Raw genomic sequence first — 19,077 nt, 5'->3', positions numbered from 1 at the left:
ATAACGTATAAAATTTAATGTTATTTATCCGCATATATTATAAATAATCTGTTTTTGCATATAAATTCATCTATTCAGAAACCAATATTCTTCAAATCTGTTGTTATTAAATAAGTGGCAGTTGGAGAACGGCCATCGGATGTTTTTCATGTCTCCCTGCACCGCTTTCGGAGATATATATGGCTGATATTATTTGCCGAAACAGCATTTTGTTTGATGGCTCCGGAAAATTCCCCATCATCGCAGATGTTGCCATTACCGATGGTAAAATTACGGCAATCGGCAGTCAGCTTGACGGCATACATGGTGCTACCGAGATAGACTGCCAGGGTTTATGGCTTATGCCAGGATTGCTGGATATTCATACACATCTTGATCTGGAACTCGAACTCGCTCCTGAATTACCTGAAGTGGTGCGCCATGGAACCACAACTGTTGTTATAAGCAACTGCTCTATTGGCGTAACGTATGGTCACCAGCGCCGCAATGGCGAAGACCCTATTGTTGATTGCTTTGCACGGGTTGAGAACATGCCAAAGTCTGTTCTCAGCCGGGTTGCTGATAGCTGCACATGGTCAGATTCACAGGGCTATCTTCATCATCTGGAAAGCCTGCCTCTAGGGCCTAATGTAGTGCCACTGATACCTCACTCCATGCTTCGGATTGAGGTTATGGGGTTAGCTGCCTCTATAAGCAGAAAGCCAACAAGGCGGGAACTTGCCCGTATGGAGCAACTTCTGGAAGCGGGTATGTCTCAAGGTTATGCGGGGTTCTCAACCGATGCATTGCCTTTCCATTTCCTTGCCAACTCACCAAACAAAAAGAAAAAAATCCCAACACAATATGCTGGCTTTCCAGAATTATCGCGGCTTACAAACATTGTGCGGCGTTATAATCGCGTTTGGCAGGCCACTCCTCCCAAAGACAATATTTTTACTGCTGTACGCAGTTTTATGCTGACCAGCGGACGCCTTTACAAGCATCCGCTCAAAACAACAGTATTGGCGTCGATTGACCTGCAAACCAATCGCGTTGCCATGTATCTTTGCCTGCTTCTCTCTGCAATTCTGAATTCCCGAATGTTGAAAGGACAGTTGCGCTTTCAGGCCTTGTCATCTTCTTTTCGTATCTGGAGCGATGGTGCCATCAACCCCATTGCAGATGAAGTGCCAGAATTTCGAGTTCTCAATGAATTGGAACTGGATGATCGCTCAGGTCGCGCTCGTATTCTAAACAACCCTCAATGGGTCAAAGCATTCCGAAAAATGTGGCTCAAGGGGAAAAAGGGCTGGTCTCTTGCCAGTATATTACGGCGGCTGCGTCTAGAGGATGTTGTACTCACCCGCCAGCTAGACGATATGATTGTAGCAGAGTGTCCGTTAGCCAGTTGGGTTGGAGAAACGCTGGAAGCCCCTTATCGTAGGCTTCTTAAGTATCAGACCTCAAGTTCTCATAATCCCTCTCTTTATGATGAAGAAACGACCTTTTTCTCAAGTTTTCCCAACCCTATCAAAGATGATGCGGCATTTTTCCTACATTTAATGCAAGCATGGGATACGGATTTGCGTTGGGAAACAACCTTTGCAAACCGCAATGCCAAAACACTTACAAAGCTCTTGTTCCATAAGCAGACGCTACCGGGTTTTAACGATAGCGGTGCACACCTTGCCAATATTGGTTTTTATGATGGAAACCTACGTGCATTAAAAATTGCACAGCAAGAAGGATTACAACAGGTCTCTCGGATGGTTCATCGCCTGACAGAACTCCCAGCGAAATTCTTTGGGATCAATGCAGGATTAGTACGCCTCGGTGCGCAGGCCGACCTTTGCATTATTGACCCTGTAGCTCTTGAAAAGTGGGATCCTGAAAAAACCTATCATTTCATACATCGCAGCCAATTCGGATGCAGGCAGATTGTTAATCGTCCCGATGCAGTTGTGCGAAACGTCATTATCGGCGGAAAGATGGTATGGGATAACGGCATTTATTCCGAAGATTTTGGAAAAACTGCATCTGGCAGGGTTATCAGAGCAAAAGATCATCCATTGGAACAGGGCAAAATGTAATGCAGCTACAAATTGAACAACTGCACGTTTTTTAATACTTCTTCCCGTATAAAATCACATACCCTGTCTATACGTGGGGTTTTCTGTTCTTCTGCGCGTGTAATTAGCCAATAGTGGCGCTCAAGCCGTGTTTCTTCGGGTAATACAGGCACCAGTTCCGGCCGCGTGGCTGCAACAAAAGTTGGTAAAACTGCCATACACAAACCAGAACACGCTGCTTCCATCTGCGCTTGTACGCTGGAATTCTGAATCCGTACCATTTTGCGGGAAACCCCCAGATCTTCCAGATAATCCAGTTCACGCATGAAAATCATTTCATCCACGTAGCCGGAAAACAAGTGAGATGAAAAATCCTCACGTTTTTTTATCGCTGGTTCACGCGCTAAATACTCATGCGTTGCATAAACACATAGGTAATACGGCGTCAGTTTTTCACACAAAAACCGATCATCAACTGCAGGTGTAACGGTAATAGCAATATCTGCCTGCCTGCGAGAAAGCGCAATTATCTGCTGGATTGTAAGAATTTCAACTGTAAGGGCAGGATTATCTGCCAATAGCGGGCCAATGCGTGATGCCAGAAAGAAATTGGCAACCCCTTCCAAAGCACTAATACGCACGGTGCCAGTCAAGCCATGGGCAGGGCTACTGGCTTCCACCTGCGTGGCCTCACGGTCCATGGCCTCTGCTGTAACGAACAAATCTTCACCATAGCGGGTCAGCGCATAGCCTCGTGGATGCCGCTCAAACAGAATTTTCCCCACCGATCTTTCCAAAGCAACGATGTGCCGCCCCACAGTTGCGTGATCAACCCCAAGCAACCGCCCCGCTTCCGATAAAGAACCAGACCGTGCGACTGCCACAAAAAACTGCAGATTTCTCCAGTCCAGGGTGCGTTTCATGAGGTAAAATATCTCTGTTTTTTCTGGTATTGTGCAGGATTGCACAGCTCTTGAGCGAAATCTCCTGATTTTCTTGTGAGGGTTTTTGCGCGTTGAATATTCAGGCAAGAACAACATCAGGAAAGGAACGGCCCGTGCCAGAACCTTTCCCAGGAGATAAGGCTATGACAGCACTTTATCTGCCCTCTTTGATACGTATTGGTGGAGGGGCATTAAACGAACTTCCTGCAGCGCTAAAGCAGGCAGGCCTTTCTAAACCGTTTATTATTACAGATAATTTCATGGTAAAAACTGGTCTGCTCGGTCGAGTGCAAACACTGCTTGAAAATGCCGGTTTCCAATCTGGTGCATTTCAGGATGCCGTGCCAGACCCTACCGTTACCTCTGTAGAGACCGCGCTTACAGCGCTAAAAAGCCAGACATATGATTGTGTAATTGGCCTAGGTGGTGGCAGCCCGATAGACACGGCCAAAATGGTAGCCGTTCTGGCAAAACATGGGGGATCTCCCGCGCAACTAAAAGTGCCGCATGTGCAAGATGAAGTAGGCCTGCCCATTATTGCCATTCCCACCACTGCGGGTACGGGCTCAGAAGCCACACGTGTAACCGTGATTACAGATGAAAAAACAGATGAGAAAATGCTGTGCGCAGGTTATGCCTACCTACCGCACATTGCCATTGTTGACTACGAACTTACTTTAACCATGCCACGCCGTTTAACGGCAGATACCGGCATAGATGCCTTAACTCATGCGATTGAGGCCTATGTTTCCAAACGGGCCTCTCCATTTACAGATGCCCTGGCACTTTCTGCCATGAAACGTATCTGGCATGCTCTCCCCATTGCATGTGCCGAACCCTCCAACAAAACAGCGCGTGAACAGGTCATGCAGGGTGCATTTGAAGCCGGAATGGCATTTTCCAATGCATCCGTTGCCCTTGTACACGGTATGAGCCGCCCTATTGGTGCACATTTTCATGTGGCTCATGGGCTTTCCAACGCCATGCTGTTGCCTGAAATCACGGCGTGGTCTGTGGCGGGTGCACAGGCACGTTATGCAACCTGTGCCCGTGTGATGGGTATTGCCCCATCTGGTATGGACGACAGTGCAGCCTGCGCAGCGTTGGTTACAGCCCTGCGCGAACGCAACCATGAACTGGATGTGCCCACCCCATCTACCTACGGACTGGAAGAAGCCCGCTGGAACACTTTGCTGCCTCTTATGGCAGAACAGGCCTTGGCTTCAGGATCACCAGATAACAACCCACGCATACCTACGGAAGAGGACATTATTGCTCTGTACCAAAAGGTCTGGGCCTGAACACAACCAATACTAAAAACAAAACTCCTGACAGGAGCCTAAAGCATGAAACCTCATGTAGAAAAAGAACGATCCATGCGTTCTTTGGTAATGGCCTCCAGCGTTGGCACCGTTATCGAATGGTATGATTTTTTTCTCTACGGCAGTCTGGCCATTTTCTTTGCGCGCCTGTTTTATCCGCCCGGAAATGATGTTGCTGCAACGCTTATCAGTGTCGCCACTTTTGCAACCGGGTTTGCTGTGCGGCCTTTGGGTAGCCTGCTGTTTGGTTATATGGGGGATAGCGTAGGACGCAAAAAGACTTTTCTGATCACCCTGCTGATCATGGGGTGTTCCACAGCGGCTATTGGCTTGTTACCCACTTTTGCAACCGCCGGATATATAGCCCCTGTCCTGCTGATTTTGCTACGCATTGTTCAAGGTTTGGCATTGGGCGGAGAATATGGTGGGGCTGCAACATATGTGGCTGAACATTCACCGCCCGGTGAACGTGGCAAATGGGCCAGCTACATTCAAGCTATGGCTTCCGCCGGGTTTGTATTGTCTTTGGGCATTGTGTTAACCCTGCGCCTATGGCTGGGTGAGGAAGCATTTGGCACGTGGGGTTGGCGTGCCCCTTTCCTAGTTTCCATTGTGCTGGTTGCTGTTTCTCTGCGCATTCGCCTTCGGTTGGCAGAATCTCCCGTGTTTGTTGAAATGCACAAACAGGGAACGCTGTCTAAATCTCCTGTGCGGGATGCTTTTCGTATTCCCGGCAATGCACGGCGTATTATTCTGTTCCTGTTTGGGGTGGCTTGCGCTCAGGCTGTTACGTTTTACACAGCCCAGTTTTACGCCCTGTATTACATTCAGACTTTTATGAAAGTACCCTTTCTGCCTGCAACTTTATCTGTTGCCGCGGGCGCATTTCTTGGGGTGCCATTTTTTGTTTTGTTTGGTGCATGGTCAGATAAAATTGGGCGCAAACGTCTCTCTTTGGCGGGCATGGCTGCTGCCGTCCTGTTCTACATTCCCATTTTTTCTCTCATTCGCCACGCCATAGCGCCTGAAAATACCAACTTTATAACCATTTCCGCCTGCGTATTTGCATTGGTGATTATTGCCGCAGCTGTTTACGGCCCTTATGGCGCATTCATTGTGGAAAGTTTTCCTGCCAATGTGCGCTACACCTCCATTTCCGTCCCTTATCATATCGGAAACGGCATCTTTGGTGGTTTCCTGCCGCTGGTGAGCCTCTGGCTTGTGACGCAAACGGGCAATCCCTACGCCGGACTGCTTTACCCTATGGGGCTCTGCCTGATCGGTTTTTTCATCACACTGTTCTGGGTGCCAGAAACATTAAGCGTACGCAAAGGCGAGCATACGCAGGCGGTCTCACTCTCTCACGAAGTCATAGGCGAAGCCTAAGTTATCATTGATAAAGGATAAGAAAAATGAACACCATTCATCATGTCATCAATGGTCAGCATATCAATGGGCACAGCACCCGTTATGGTGATGTATTCAACCCCGCAACAGGTGAATCCAGCAAAAAAGTTGTGCTCGGCACAGATGAAGATCTGAATGCAGCCGTTGCAGCAGCCAAAGCCGCCTTTCCGGCATGGGCAGAAACACCCCCCCTGGCCCGCGCGCGCGTTCTGTTTCGGGCGCGTGATCTCATAGAGCAGCGTATGGATGAGCTTGCAGCCATTATCACCTCGGAACACGGAAAAATCCTGTCCGATGCCAAAGGGGAAGTAACCCGTGGGCTGGAAGTTGTAGAATTTGCCACAGGCGTGCCAGAGCTGCTGAAAGGTGAATATACAGAACAAGTCGGCCGCGGCATTGATGCGTGGACGATGCGCCAGCCCGTAGGCATTGCAGCGGGTATCACACCATTCAACTTTCCCGTCATGGTGCCTCTGTGGATGGCCCCTATGGCACTTGCCACAGGCAATTGCTTCATTCTGAAACCTTCAGAACGAGATCCCTCTGCTTCAGTCATGCTGGCTGATATTCTCAAAGAGGCCGGCCTGCCTGATGGTGTGTTTCAGGTTGTGCATGGTGATAAGGATATGGTGAATGCCATTTTGGCACACCCTGATATTGCAGCAGTAAGCTTTGTAGGCTCCACCCCTGTTGCACAGCATATATATGCAACAGGCACCGCACATGGCAAACGCGTGCAGGCTTTAGGCGGCGCCAAAAACCACGCACTTGTCATGCCTGATTGTGATCTGGACAAAACGGTTGATGCGCTGATAGGCGCTGCCTATGGCTCTGCCGGTGAGCGCTGCATGGCTATTTCAGTAGCCGTAGCTGTGGGCCCGATTGCTGATCCGCTGGTAGCGGCACTCGCTCAAAAGGTAAAAACCATTACTATTGGTAATGGCACGGATAGCAGCAGTGAAATGGGGCCACTGGTTACGGCGCAGCACCTCGCCCGCGTAAAGGGTCTTGTTGATTCCGGTGTAAGCCAAGGAGCAACACTTGTGGTAGATGGCCGTAACATAAAAATAGACGGGTATGAAAAAGGATTTTTTATTGGGGGGTCCCTCTTCGATAACGTGACATCAGAAATGGATATTTACCGGGAAGAAATTTTTGGCCCGGTGCTGTGTGTCATGCGTGCTCCAGATTTTGAGACAGCGCTCAAACTTATTAATGAAAGTCCATTTGGCAACGGCACAGCCATTTTTACGCGAGATGGAGATTCAGCCAGAACCTTTGTGCATAATGTAACAGCAGGTATGGTTGGGGTGAATGTGCCTATCCCCGTACCTATGGCGTTCCATTCTTTTGGTGGGTGGAAAGACTCCCTGTTTGGAGACCACCACATGCATGGACCAGAAGGAGTACGCTTCTTTACACGCATGAAAGCCGTTACCCAGCGCTGGCCTGCGGGCATTCGCTCGGGTGCTGAGTTTATTATGCCCACACACGGATGAAACAAAGGGCCGGATAGATTTTATCCGGCCTCCCTATCCACGCACACGACAAGCCACATTTCAGGCAGAAGCGGACTCAGAAATATAGGGGCATGGAGCACCTTACGCCCTCCATCTGCACCATTTCCAGCTATACTTGGCGGGCCAACATTTTATCTCTGAAAAATAAAATACATAAAATCAGTAAGTTATGGTGGTCTGAAAATTAGTTCCGATTTGAGAACATTTTTATGTTGCAACCAAATCAGTTCCGCTAGAGAATGAGTAATACGATTTTCCATATTCGTATTACTGGAGTTCTCACATGCGTCTGCTCTCGCCTCTCCGGAAAGCCCTCTTAGCTGGTGTTTGTGCTGCGGCAACCTTTGTTTCAGCCTCTGCCTCTGCTGCAACACTGAAAATTGGTTATAGCGACTGGCCCGGTTGGGTTGCATGGCAAGTTGCTATTGATAAAGGCTGGTTAAAGGAAGCTGGCGTGGATGCCGACTTCCAGTGGTTTGATTATAGTGCCTCTCTTGATGCCTTTTCTGCGCACAAACTTGATGCCGTTATGGCAACCAATGGTGATGCACTCGTAACAGGTGCAAATGGCCACAAGGGCGAGATGATCCTTGTGACAGACTATTCCGATGGCAACGATATGGTGGTAGCCCAGCCGGGAATTACCGATATGCAGGGCCTTAAGGGCAAATCTGTTGCGGTTGAAGAAGGCTTGGTAGATCATCTCCTTTTGCTCAAGGGTTTGGAAAAAGCCGGTATGAGCGAGAAAGATGTCAAACTGGTCAACACCAAAACCAATGAAACACCACAGGTTCTGGCTTCTGGTGAAGTGGCGGCCGTAGCAGCCTGGCAGCCTAATGCAGGGCAAGCCTTACACATGGTGCCTGGTGCTCGCCCGGTGTTTACATCGCATGAAGCGCCCGGCCTGATTTATGATACGATTGTTGTTGATCCGCAGTCTTTGCATGATAACCGTGATCAATGGCAGCGGCTGGTGGGGGTGTGGGATCATGTTGTAACTTATATCAATGACCCCAAAACGCAGCCTGATGCCCTACGCATTATGGCAACCCGCACTGGGGTTTCTCCAGACACGTACAAGCGCTTCCTTAAAGGCACGCACCTGCTGACGCTTTCTGATGATAAGTCTGTCTTTACAAAAAAAGATGGACTGGACTCTCTCTACGGTTCTTCCGCCATTTCAGATGCCTTTAATGTGCGTTACGGCGTGTACAAAACCCCGCAAAATGTAGACAGCTACATTGATCCGTCCTTCGTAAATGCTGTTGTGAAATAAGGCTGAGGTAGGAGACCGCTATGCCAAGCCTTGCCGCCTCATGGAGATTGTATGGTCGGACAGACCGAACGGCTCGTGGAGTATTCGGTATTCTGGCGGTTCTCCTGCCTTTGCTGACATGGAGCGCAGTAAGCTACCTTCCTTTTGTCTGGCATCCGCAAATACTTATTACAGATCCCGGCGGAGAAGATTATCTTGAAACCGGCATGCGGATGAAGCGCGCAGACTTCAACCGTGCTGTAGATGAAATGCGTGCAAAAAAACTGCCTGCTCCACAAGGAATTGCAACAAACCCTGTTTACTTCCCCTCCCCCGGAGAAGTGTTGTCAGCCTTTGCGCATGCGTTTACCTCATCGGCACCAACTGGCGCAGAGCACTCCATCACGCAGGCTTTCGGGCACAGTATTCGGATTATTTTTTGGGGTTTTGTTATATCTTCACTCATCGGTGTGCCGCTGGGTGTGCTGTGTGGCGCCTTGCCTGCCATGGCGCGTCTTATAGAGCCTTCCGTAGATTTTTTTCGCTATTTGCCTGCACCTGCCTTTGGCGCACTCGCTGTTGCCATTCTGGGTATTTATGATGCCCCCAAGATTGCCATTATTGTTATTGGCACGCTGTTTCAGCAAATCCTTGTTATCGCCAACACAACACGCAAACTGGACTTTGCCCTTATCGAAGCGGCACGCACGCTTGGTGCAAGAGGGTTAAGGCTTCTTTTTCGTGTGGTTATTCCGGGCATTCTGCCCGATCTGTACCGCGATCAGCGCATCCTGCTGGGTTGGGCTTGGACGTATCTGATTGTGGCGGAACTGATCGGCACATCCTCTGGCATTACATGGTTCATCACACAACAAGCCCGCTACCAGCATTTTGATAATGTTTACGCCGCTATGGCTCTTATCGGCATTGTGGGGCTGGGTACGGACATGGTTCTGGGCCTGTTGGCACGTAAATTCTTTACATGGAAAAGGGAGAACGCCTGATGCCCCAAAATTCTCTCCCTGACTACCGCATCCTGCCGCCAGATGTGGCCGAGCGTATGGCGCACATCAAACAGCGCGAATGTGTGTTGAAAATTGACCATGTTGGAAAGGTCTTCACCCAAAAGCGTCACCAGACCGTAGCGCTTGAAGACATCAACTTCGACATCCATCGGCGTGAATTTGTATGCGTTGTAGGCCCATCTGGGTGCGGTAAATCCACGCTTATCCGCATTCTGGCGGGACTGGAAGACACAACATCAGGGCGTATCCTTGTAGATGGACAGCCCGTGAATGGCCCAGGCCCTGATCGTGGCATGGTGTTTCAGAAATACACGCTTTTCCCGTGGATGGATGTTTGCCGCAATGTGATGTTTGGCATTGAAATGGGCGGAACCTCCAAAACGGAAGCACGCCGCGAAGCCATGCAATGGCTCCAGATTGTGGGGCTGGAACAGTTTGCCACATCTTTTCCGCATCAGCTTTCGGGCGGCATGCAACAACGTGTTGCCATTGTACGCGCATTGGCCGCACGCCCCCGTGTATTGTTGATGGATGAATCCTTCAGCGCGCTGGATGCCCAGACACGCCTGAAAATGCAGAATTACCTGATGGAGATCTGGCGTAAAATAGACATTACGATTGTCTTTATTACGCATGATCTGGACGAAGCCATTTATCTGGCAGACCGGATACTTGTGCTTAAGCCTCGTCCGGGCCGGGTGGAAGAAGTTATCGAAGTGCCTCTTTCCCGCCCCCGCCGAGCTACGCAAATGACCTCGGACGAATTCCTCGCGACCAAAGCCCATCTAGAGGCACTCATTCGCTCCTTTGGTGATAACACCGAAGAAACGGATGAAGGAGAGGAAGATTTCAACATCCCTCTCCTCACCCTCGTCACAGATAAGGCAGAATAGGAATAACAATTATGAGCAGCCGGGAAACAAAAGAACAGGTCAGCCGTATCAGCGTTTCTCTACCACCCGGGATCCTGCATGAACTGGATGCCATGGTGGCCAAAAAAGGCTATGCCAGCCGCTCGCAAGCCATACAGAACATCCTGCATCAGGAACTGATGGCGTCGCGGAAAGACTGTGCAGAGGAGTTGATGGCTGGTGTCATCATTCTCTTTTACAACAATGCCGCAACGGGGCTTTCTCAAAAGCTGGCTGAACTGCAATACGAAAATCTGGCTGAAGTTATTAGCTCCCTGCACGTCAACCTTGTGCGCCGTCAGACACTTGAGGTGCTTCTGGTGCAGGGGCAGGTCAAAAAACTTCAGGAAATTGCAGATCAGTTCATGACGCAATCTGGGGTGATTTCAGGAAAACTCCATCTGATCGCGTCTCTGATCCCGCCTGTTCATGAAAAAGGCCGCCCTCCAAAGCTCGACACTGTTCCGTGCTGAGCAGCATTTTTTCAATTCACTCCACAATACAGGAGCGTTCCATGCAGATCGATCAACAGACACCCGAATGGTATCGCGCCCGCTACAATCAGCTCCGCGATCAAGCCCTTCTTAAGGAAAGCAGCGCACGCCCCGCTTCTGCCCCTATTGAGATGACAGAAAGCAGCATTCTGCACCGCGAAACCATACCGGGAGGCTGGTACTGGAGCACGCTTCTGCCGCGTGGGCAGGCCCTGCGGCTGATCAATACCTCCGGTAATAATGGCGTATCCGTAGGCCTTTGGAATGCGGATGATCATAGCGAACGTTATAATGCAGGTGACACCATCAAACTGCAATGGACCACATGCCTTACAACAGGGCGTGTTCTGTTCTCTGATATGGGGCGTGTGCTTGCTTCCATTATCAATGATTCCTGCGGCTTTAGCGATACATTGGTAGGTGGCAGCACGCCGCAAAGCAATGCGCGCAATTTTGGTAATGCCGGCCTTCGCAACACCCGGAACAATCTGCGACTGATTGCTGGCAAGCACGATATGGCCCAGCATGATGTGACGTCCTGCATCAGCTTCTTCTCTCATATCAGCACGCAGGCAGATGGCAGCTTCCGCTGGATTGAAGGCGATGTGCAGCCGGGTGCCTATGTAGATCTACGCGCTGAAATGAACCTGCTTGTTGCTGTTTCCAACTGTCCGCACCCGTTGGCGCCAGATAAAACCTTTGCCCCTGCCCCAATTGATGCCGTGCGCTGGCAGGCCCCCGCCATTAAGCCAGATGATCTATGCCGGACATTTTGCGAAGAAGCCCGCCGTGGCTTTGAAAACACAGATCCCCTCTTTGCCTGATCCAGGAACCAGACCCATGCCAGAATATGATATCAGCAAAGTTTTCTCTGCCATCACTCTAGATCAGGTTGTGCCTGCCCGCGTGCCGTGGTCTGGCGTTGTGCGCAAGGGGCAGGTTTTGCGCATTATTGATCTTGAAAGCCAGCAGGCGGTAGATGCCCTGTTCTATAACGCGCACGCATATTACGAACGTTACAGCGCACAAGACACCCTTCTGAACCAAGGATCTGCCTATATTGGCAAGGGTGGCCGTCTGTTTTCCAACGAAGGCAACGTGCTCATGACCGTTATGGAAGATACCTGCGGCCGCCACGATACACTGGCAGGTGCCTGTAGTTGTGAATCCAACACCGTACGCTTTGGGCATGAAACGAAATACATGCATGCATGCCGTGAAAACTTCCTTCTGGAAGTAGAAAAATACGGCATGGGCAAACGTGATATCGTCAACAACGTCAATTTCTTCATGAATGTTCCCATTATGCAGAATGGTGAACTGGTGATTGACGATGGCCTTTCCGTGCCCGGTGGTTTTGTAGATTTGCGTGCCGAAATGGATACTCTTGTTGTGTTGTCAAACTGCCCTCAGGTCAACAATCCCTGCAACGGCTTCACGCCCACGCCTATTCGCGTGGTTATTGGTGACCCCGCTTCTATTTGACGCACCGAAAGATCAGCTATGTTCACTAAGGTTCTCATTGCCAATCGTGGAGAAATCGTCCGGCGTGTCAGTCGCACACTCCGGCGTATGAACATCGCCTCTGTAGCGGTGTGTTCAGAATCAGACCGCTTCACGCCCCCTGTTCTGGAAGCAGATGAAGCCGTGTTGATCGGCCCGGCCGCAGTAACTGACAGCTACCTGAACATGGATGCCATTCTGGATGCCTGTGCTACTACGGGGGCACAGGCTGTCCACCCCGGTTATGGGTTCCTGAGTGAACGTGCTGAATTTGCTGAAAAACTGGCTGAACGCGGTATTCGCTTTATGGGGCCACGACCTGAACATATGCGTATGTTTGGCCTTAAGCACACAGCGCGTGAACTAGCCAAACAGAACAATGTACCGCTCCTGCCCGGCTCTGATATTTTAAATTCAGCCGATGAAGCCGCATTTGAAGCCACGCGCATAGGTTATCCTGTCATGCTTAAAAGCACGGCTGGCGGCGGCGGCATTGGCATGCAAGTGTGCCATAACGAGACAGAATTGCGAGATTGCTTTGCGGCTGTCTCACGCATGGGCGGTAACAATTTTGGTGATGCCCGTGTTTTTCTAGAAAAATTCATTGCCTGCGCACGCCACGTTGAAGTGCAAATTTTTGGAGACGGCAAAGGCAATATTCTCACACTAGGTGAGCGCGATTGCTCCCTTCAGCGCCGCAACCAGAAAGTTATTGAAGAAACCCCCGCTCCCGGCTTGTCAGATACAACCCGCCAAGGCCTGCGTGAAGCAGCCAGCGCATTGGGCGCTGCCGTTGCATATGAATCCGCTGGTACGGTGGAGTTTATTTACGACACCGAAAGTGGAGAGTTCTATTTTCTTGAAGTAAATACCCGTCTGCAGGTTGAGCACTGCGTTACCGAAGAAGTATTTGGTATTGACCTTGTGGAATGGATGGTGCGTCAGGCAGATGGCAGCCTGACCTTACCTCCGCAGGATAGCCTTATTCCGCAAGGCGTGGCAGTAGAAGCCCGTGTTTACGCCGAAAATCCTGCCGAAAATTTTCGTCCTTCAACTGGTCGCCTTACCGAGGTGGGTTTTGCACCGAACGTGCGCGTTGATGGATGGATTGAGACCGGAACCGAAGTTACCCCTTATTATGACCCAATGCTGGCAAAGGTTATTGCGCACGGGGTCACGCGGGAAGAGGTATTCCGTAAACTGCATGAGGCCCTTTCAAGCTCCCGCATAGGTGGGCTGGAAAGTAATCTGGATTACCTACGTGCCATTACAGCGGCCCCTGCCGTGCTGGAAGGGCGCGTGTTTACCGGGCTTCTCAATAACTTTGCCTATACGCCTACAACAATTGAGGTCATCTCTCCGGGCTTGCAATCCACCGTACAGGATTGGCCAGGACGCATTGGATACTGGGATGTAGGTGTTCCCCCCAGTGGCCCTATGGATGATCGTCACTTTCGTCTGGCCAATCGCATTGTTGGTAATACGGATGGTGTGGCGGCTTTGGAGTTCACCGTTTCTGGCCCGGTTCTGCGCTTTAACGCACCTGCCACCATAGGTCTTGCCGGGGCATTTATGCCAGCCACGCTGGATGGCCAAGAAATACCTTATTGGGAACCTGTTGAGGTCAAGGCCGGTCAGATTTTAGCATTAGGGCAGATTAAAGGAGCTGGTCATCGCACATACCTTGCCATTCGGGGTGGTATTGATACGCCGCTTTATCTGGGGTCTCGCGCTACATTCATGCTGGGGCAGTTTGGTGGCCATGCTACAGGCCAACTGCGTACGGGTGATGTTCTACGGCTTGCTGCCCCACAGGCAGATGCCCCACCTGCTACCAGCATTGCGCAGGAAGATCGCCCCGAACTTACGCAGACGTGGGAACTGGGCGTGCTATATGGGCCACATGGCGCGCCGGATTTCTTCCGTGATGAAGATATTGCTGAACTATTTTCCAGCGAATATGAGGTGCACTTCAACAGCGCACGCACGGGTGTAAGGCTGATTGGGCCTAAACCACGCTGGGCACGCACAGATGGCGGCGAAGCCGGGCTGCACCCTTCCAACATTCATGACAACGCCTACGCTATTGGCGCAATCGACTTTACGGGGGACATGCCCATCCTGCTCGGCCCGGATGGCCCCAGTTTGGGGGGCTTTGTCTGCCCTGCCGTGCTTGTGCGTGATGAACTATGGAAGATGGGACAGTTGCACCCCGGAGACAAAGTGCGTTTCCGCCGCGTGCAGCCGCAACCGTTGCATGTAGCTTTTCTACCAGCACCCATTATGGGTGACAGCCCTATTCTTTTCCACTCGGAAGGCGAAATTCCAGTTGTTTACCGTCGTGCAGGCGAAAACTATCTGCTGCTTGAGTTCGGCCCGCCGGAACTGGACGTTACATTGCGGCTACGTGCACAGCTTGTGCTGGAACGTCTGAAAGCCGAGGCCATAAGTGGTATTATAGACCTCACACCCGGCATCCGCTCTCTGCAGGTGCATTACAACCCCGACGTTATCTCTCTGTCCGCTCTGCTAGAAACCCTACACGGCATTGAACAGGCCCTGCCTTCGGGCGATGATGATATTGTCGTGCCCAGCCGTATCGTACATCTGCCTGTCTCATGGAATGATGAGCAGGCACAACTGGCCATGCAGCGTTATCAGGAACTTGTGCGGCCTAACGCACCATGGTGCCCTTCTAACATTGAGTTCATTCGGCGCATTAACGGTCTTCCTTCTATTGAGGCTGTAAAGGATATCATCTTTAACGCATCATACCTTGTGATGGGGCTTGGCGATGTTTATCTGGGCGCCCCTGTTGCCACCCCTATTGACCCGCGCCATCGGCTTGTAACCACCAAATACAACCCTGCCCGCACATGGACACCAGATAACGTGGTGGGCATTGGCGGAAGTTATATGTGCATCTATGGCATGGAAGGCCCCGGTGGGTATCAGCTATTTGGCCGCACCACGCAGGTTTGGAATACATGGCGCACAACAGATGTATTTCATGAAGGCACGCCGTGGCTTTTAAGGTTTTTTGACCAGATCCGTTTCTACCCTGTCTCACACGATGAGCTGATGGAAGCCCGTGCCGCTTTTCCGTATGGCCGCTTTTCCGTTAAGATTGAGGAATCACATTTCAGTCTAAAGGAATATCGCGCTTTCCTTGAAGCCAACAAAGAAGAAATTGCCGCTGCCCAAGCTAGGCAACAAGCTGCCTTTGAAGCTGAACGGCAAGACTGGATTGCAAAGGGCCTTGATACCTTCGAGGAAGAAACGAATGACAATCAGGCAGATGAATCTGTGCTGCCTGAAGGTCATATGGGTGTGGATAGCCCAGTACCCGGCAACGTATGGCAACTACCCGTAAACGTGGGGGATCACGTAAAGGTAGGTGATACGGTGGCTATTATTGAATCCATGAAAACGGAAATGAAGATTTCCTCACCAGCCACCGGTGTTGTGACTGAAATTCTCTGCCGCAAAGGGCGTGAAGTGCGGGGTGGTGAACGCATCATGGTTGTCCGCACAAGCTGATTTTTATGTGCCCTTAACGCTGATAGAACAGGAAAAAACATGTCCCTGCCCAATATGTTGCAGATTACCCCGCTGCTTTCCGCCTATCGCACCGGAACGCTTTCGCCCACCAACATGGTGCATGACGTTATTGCACGCATTGACGCCTATACCACCCAAGACCCGGCTGTATGGATCAGCCGGGTTCCGGCAGAAAAGCTTTTAGCCCGCGCTTCTGAACTGGAAAAACAAGCCGCCACAGACCTTCCACTTTACGGTATTCCGTTTGCTGTAAAGGATAATATTGATGTTGCTGGGCTGCCCACAACAGCTGGGTGTCCGGCTTTTGCCTATGAGCCTCAAGAAAGCGCTGAAGTTGTGCAGCGTTTGGAAGCTGCGGGAGCCATTCTTATTGGCAAAACCAACCTTGACCAGTTTGCAACAGGTCTTGTTGGTATGCGTTCTCCTTATGGCCAGCCACATTGCGTGTTTAACCCTGAATATGTTTCGGGCGGTTCAAGCTCTGGGTCTGCTGTTGCTGTTGCGGCTGGTCTGGTATCATTTGCGCTTGGCACAGATACGGCAGGTTCGGGCCGCGTGCCAGCCGCATTTAACAACATTGTGGGACTCAAACCATCACGAGGCGTGCTCAGCACATATGGCCTTGTTCCCGCCTGTGAATCTCTTGACTGTATCTCTGTTTTCGCAGGCTCTACCGCTGATGCGTGGGAAGTTGAACAGATTGCTGCTGCACCTGATGCACGCTCCCCCTACTCGCGCGCGCTAGATATTCGGCCACTACCTCTTACAACATTTCGTTTTGGGGTATTGAAAAAAGAAGATCAGTTTTTCGATGGCAACGCAGAAAATGCAGCGCTTTATGCCCGTGCCATCCACCTGCTAGAACAAATTGGTGGCACACCCGTTGAGCTGGATTTTGCTCCCCTAAAGGAAACAGCAGCCCTGCTGTATAGTGGCCCCTTTGTGGTGGAACGGTTGGCTGCGATAAAGGATTTTTATAACACTCATCGCCAAGATATGGATCCAACAGTTGGCGCCATTATTGACGGTGCCAAAAATTATACAGCAACAGATGTATTCGAAGGCATTTATCGCCAGCATAGCCTCCAGCAGGTAGCACAACGTATGTGGGCTGATTTTGACATTATGCTGCTGCCAACGGCACCGCGTATTGTCACCAAACAGGAGGTTGTAGAGCAACCCATTGCCGCCAACAGCTTGCTTGGGGCCTATACCAATTTTGTAAATCTACTTGATATGGCAGCCTGTGCTGTGCCTGCCGGGTTTGCGCCAGATGGTCTCCCATTTGGGGTAACATTTATTGCCCCAGCCTTCACCGATAAGGATTTGGCAGTATTGGCCGGACGTTTTCATCATGCGTTAGGCGAAGCTGTTGGGCTGACACGCACCGATAAACCGGTATCGAAAGAGGCTGACACTACAGTTCCCAAGGACCGTGTGCTTCTGGCTGTTGTTGGAGCACATCTCAAAGGTTTTCCCCTGCACTGGCAGCTTGAACAGGAACATGCTGTTTTACGAAACACTACCCGCACGGCCCCAGATTACCGCCTGTTTGCCTTGCCCAATGCCACCCCACCCAAGCCAGGCCTTGTGCGAGAACAAGGCTTTGAGGGTAACGGACTAGAAGTGGAGGTTTACGAACTTGATGCCGCAGGTTTTGGGCGCTTTGTCGCTTCTGTTCCGCAACCCATGTCCATTGGTCGAATTACGCTAGAAGATGGAAAGGAAGTTTGCGGCTTTCTTTGTAGCGAAGCCGTGGCACGTAGCGGCACCGATATTACAGAAACAGGTGGCTGGCGGTATTACATGCAAACGCGTTAAACAACGCTTGGCGTCTCACTTGGTGTAGATGTTCCCTCTCTATGCCATGTAACGCTAGGCTAGTGTTTTTGGGCGTCTATCCACTTTATTTTCGATAAGGTGGATAGATGTGAGCCCAACAGAATACAAACCACCAAAAAACCGCGATAATTCAACTTATTGTAGAGGCATTGTGATCTTGAGCAACAACCCTTTATGATCCTGTTATTGCTCAAGAGAATGGAGTGCTCTCCCAATGACGACCCTTGGCTTGGTTGATGCCGAACAGCGCGACATGATTGCTTCGTTTCCATCCTTCGATCCTGAGCAAGACGATCTCATGGAGTTCCGCCGTGGCCTCGTTGAAGGCTCGACTGCTCTCTTAAATTCTGGATCGGTCACATATGAGGAACGATTGATCCCTGCCCCTGATGCAGCCCCCGATGTTCGTGTTATTCTGTTTCAGCCACCTAAGGCCAAGAAAACAACGTCTGCCATTCTCTATGTACATGGCGGAGGAATGATTGCTGGCACACCCGACATGCAAGCAGGTATGCTGAACCGGCTGGCTTTAGAAACAAATACCCTGGTTGTCTCGGTTGATTACCGGCTTGCGCCGGAAACGCCTTTTCCTGGTGGTCTGGAAGACGTTTATACCGCCCTTGTGTGGCTACATAAGCATGCGAAAGAGCTGGAAATTGACCCCGATCGTATCATGGTTATGGGGGACAGTGGTGGAGGTTGTCTGGCTGCCGCTACAACCCTTCTGGCGCGTGATCGCGGTAAGGTAAAATTACATGCCCAAGTCTTAATTTACCCAATGCTTGATTTGCGCACAGGAGGGCCAGATGCCCCTTCTGATGATCCTACAACGGGGGAATTCGTCTGGACGCGCGCCCAAAACCAACATGCATGGTCTGCCGTGCGCGGAGAATTGGCGGCGGATGATCCACGATTTGGCTATCTATCACCCGCTTTCATGCAAGATCTGTCTGGGTTACCGGCAACATTCGTGATTACTGGCGCTTTGGATCTGTTTCGTGATGAAGATATAACTTTTGCGCAGCGCCTATGGAAAGCAGCCGTACCGACTGAACTTGTCGTCTATGCAAATGCGGTGCACGCTTTTGACCTGTTGCCTTCCTCCCTTGGCGAACGTGTGCGCCGTGATGTGTTAGAAGCCGTTCGCCGCCTATTGTGACACGCATGTGTCTGTTCACATCGAAAAAAACTGAAGCCCCAGCTAGAGCTACTTTTTCAACTTGCAGGCCTTCTGTTCTCGGGGGA

At 50.7% G+C, this 19,077-nt stretch carries 14 protein-coding genes; 13 read left to right on the top strand and 1 reads right to left on the bottom strand.

Annotation, left to right across the window (positions count from 1 at the left end; translation table 11 throughout):
* Window positions 1–179: 179 nt before the first annotated feature.
* Window positions 180–2,069, top strand: a complete 1,890-nt coding sequence (locus FCN51_RS25325; protein ID WP_310256714.1) for an N-acyl-D-amino-acid deacylase family protein — start codon at window positions 180–182, stop codon at window positions 2,067–2,069.
* Window positions 2,070–2,074: 5 nt separating this feature from the next.
* On the opposite strand, the gene FCN51_RS25320 is transcribed toward FCN51_RS25325, so the two are convergent.
* Window positions 2,075–2,971, bottom strand: a complete 897-nt coding sequence (locus FCN51_RS25320) for a LysR family transcriptional regulator (RefSeq protein WP_310256711.1) — start codon at window positions 2,969–2,971, stop codon at window positions 2,075–2,077.
* Between the two features lie 164 nt (window positions 2,972–3,135).
* Between FCN51_RS25320 and FCN51_RS25315 the strand changes: the two genes are divergently transcribed.
* The 12 genes from FCN51_RS25315 (at window position 3,136) to FCN51_RS25260 (ending at window position 18,991) form a co-directional block, all read left to right on the top strand.
* Window positions 3,136–4,293, top strand: a complete 1,158-nt coding sequence (locus tag FCN51_RS25315) for an iron-containing alcohol dehydrogenase (RefSeq protein WP_310256708.1) — start codon at window positions 3,136–3,138, stop codon at window positions 4,291–4,293.
* A gap of 45 nt (window positions 4,294–4,338) precedes the next feature.
* A complete protein-coding gene (locus tag FCN51_RS25310) occupies window positions 4,339–5,700 on the top strand; it encodes an MFS transporter (protein WP_310256705.1) in 1,362 nt (453 codons plus the stop codon).
* Between the two features lie 26 nt (window positions 5,701–5,726).
* The gene (locus FCN51_RS25305; protein WP_310256702.1) at window positions 5,727–7,220 is read left to right on the top strand and encodes a CoA-acylating methylmalonate-semialdehyde dehydrogenase; all 1,494 of its coding nucleotides are present in this window, start codon (window positions 5,727–5,729) and stop codon (window positions 7,218–7,220) included.
* Window positions 7,221–7,524: 304 nt separating this feature from the next.
* Window positions 7,525–8,517, top strand: a complete 993-nt coding sequence (locus tag FCN51_RS25300; protein ID WP_003630179.1) for an ABC transporter substrate-binding protein — start codon at window positions 7,525–7,527, stop codon at window positions 8,515–8,517.
* Between the two features lie 20 nt (window positions 8,518–8,537).
* Window positions 8,538–9,500, top strand: a complete 963-nt coding sequence (locus FCN51_RS25295) for an ABC transporter permease (protein WP_310256697.1) — start codon at window positions 8,538–8,540, stop codon at window positions 9,498–9,500.
* The gene (locus FCN51_RS25290) at window positions 9,500–10,414 is read left to right on the top strand and encodes an ABC transporter ATP-binding protein (RefSeq protein ID WP_310256694.1); all 915 of its coding nucleotides are present in this window, start codon (window positions 9,500–9,502) and stop codon (window positions 10,412–10,414) included. Before FCN51_RS25295 ends, FCN51_RS25290 begins: the two co-directional genes overlap by 1 nt.
* Before the next feature lie 11 nt (window positions 10,415–10,425).
* Window positions 10,426–10,905, top strand: coding sequence for a CopG family ribbon-helix-helix protein (locus FCN51_RS25285; RefSeq protein ID WP_310256691.1), 480 nt, complete (start codon window positions 10,426–10,428; stop codon window positions 10,903–10,905).
* 41 nt (window positions 10,906–10,946) lie between these two features.
* On the top strand, window positions 10,947–11,750 hold the full coding sequence (locus FCN51_RS25280; RefSeq protein ID WP_310256687.1) for an urea amidolyase associated protein UAAP1: 804 nt from the start codon (window positions 10,947–10,949) through the stop codon (window positions 11,748–11,750).
* Window positions 11,751–11,766: 16 nt separating this feature from the next.
* Window positions 11,767–12,411 (top strand): urea amidolyase associated protein UAAP2, encoded by a 645-nt coding sequence (locus FCN51_RS25275; protein WP_310256683.1) that lies wholly within the window; start codon window positions 11,767–11,769, stop codon window positions 12,409–12,411.
* An 18-nt stretch (window positions 12,412–12,429) separates the two neighbouring features.
* Window positions 12,430–15,969 carry a 5-oxoprolinase/urea amidolyase family protein gene (locus tag FCN51_RS25270; RefSeq protein ID WP_310256679.1) on the top strand — a complete coding sequence of 1,180 codons (3,540 nt, stop codon included), beginning with the start codon at window positions 12,430–12,432 and terminating at the stop codon, window positions 15,967–15,969.
* Between the two features lie 39 nt (window positions 15,970–16,008).
* The gene (gene atzF, locus FCN51_RS25265) at window positions 16,009–17,811 is read left to right on the top strand and encodes an allophanate hydrolase (protein WP_310256676.1); all 1,803 of its coding nucleotides are present in this window, start codon (window positions 16,009–16,011) and stop codon (window positions 17,809–17,811) included.
* Window positions 17,812–18,046: 235 nt separating this feature from the next.
* Entirely contained in the window at window positions 18,047–18,991 is a 945-nt protein-coding gene (locus tag FCN51_RS25260) for an alpha/beta hydrolase (protein ID WP_310256672.1), read from the top strand.
* The last annotated feature ends 86 nt before the right edge of the window (window positions 18,992–19,077 follow it).

The organism is Acetobacter pasteurianus, assembly GCF_009914215.2.
Taxonomy (GTDB): Bacteria; Pseudomonadota; Alphaproteobacteria; order Acetobacterales; family Acetobacteraceae; genus Acetobacter; species Acetobacter pasteurianus.
This window is presented reverse-complemented; position numbering and strand designations above follow the sequence as displayed.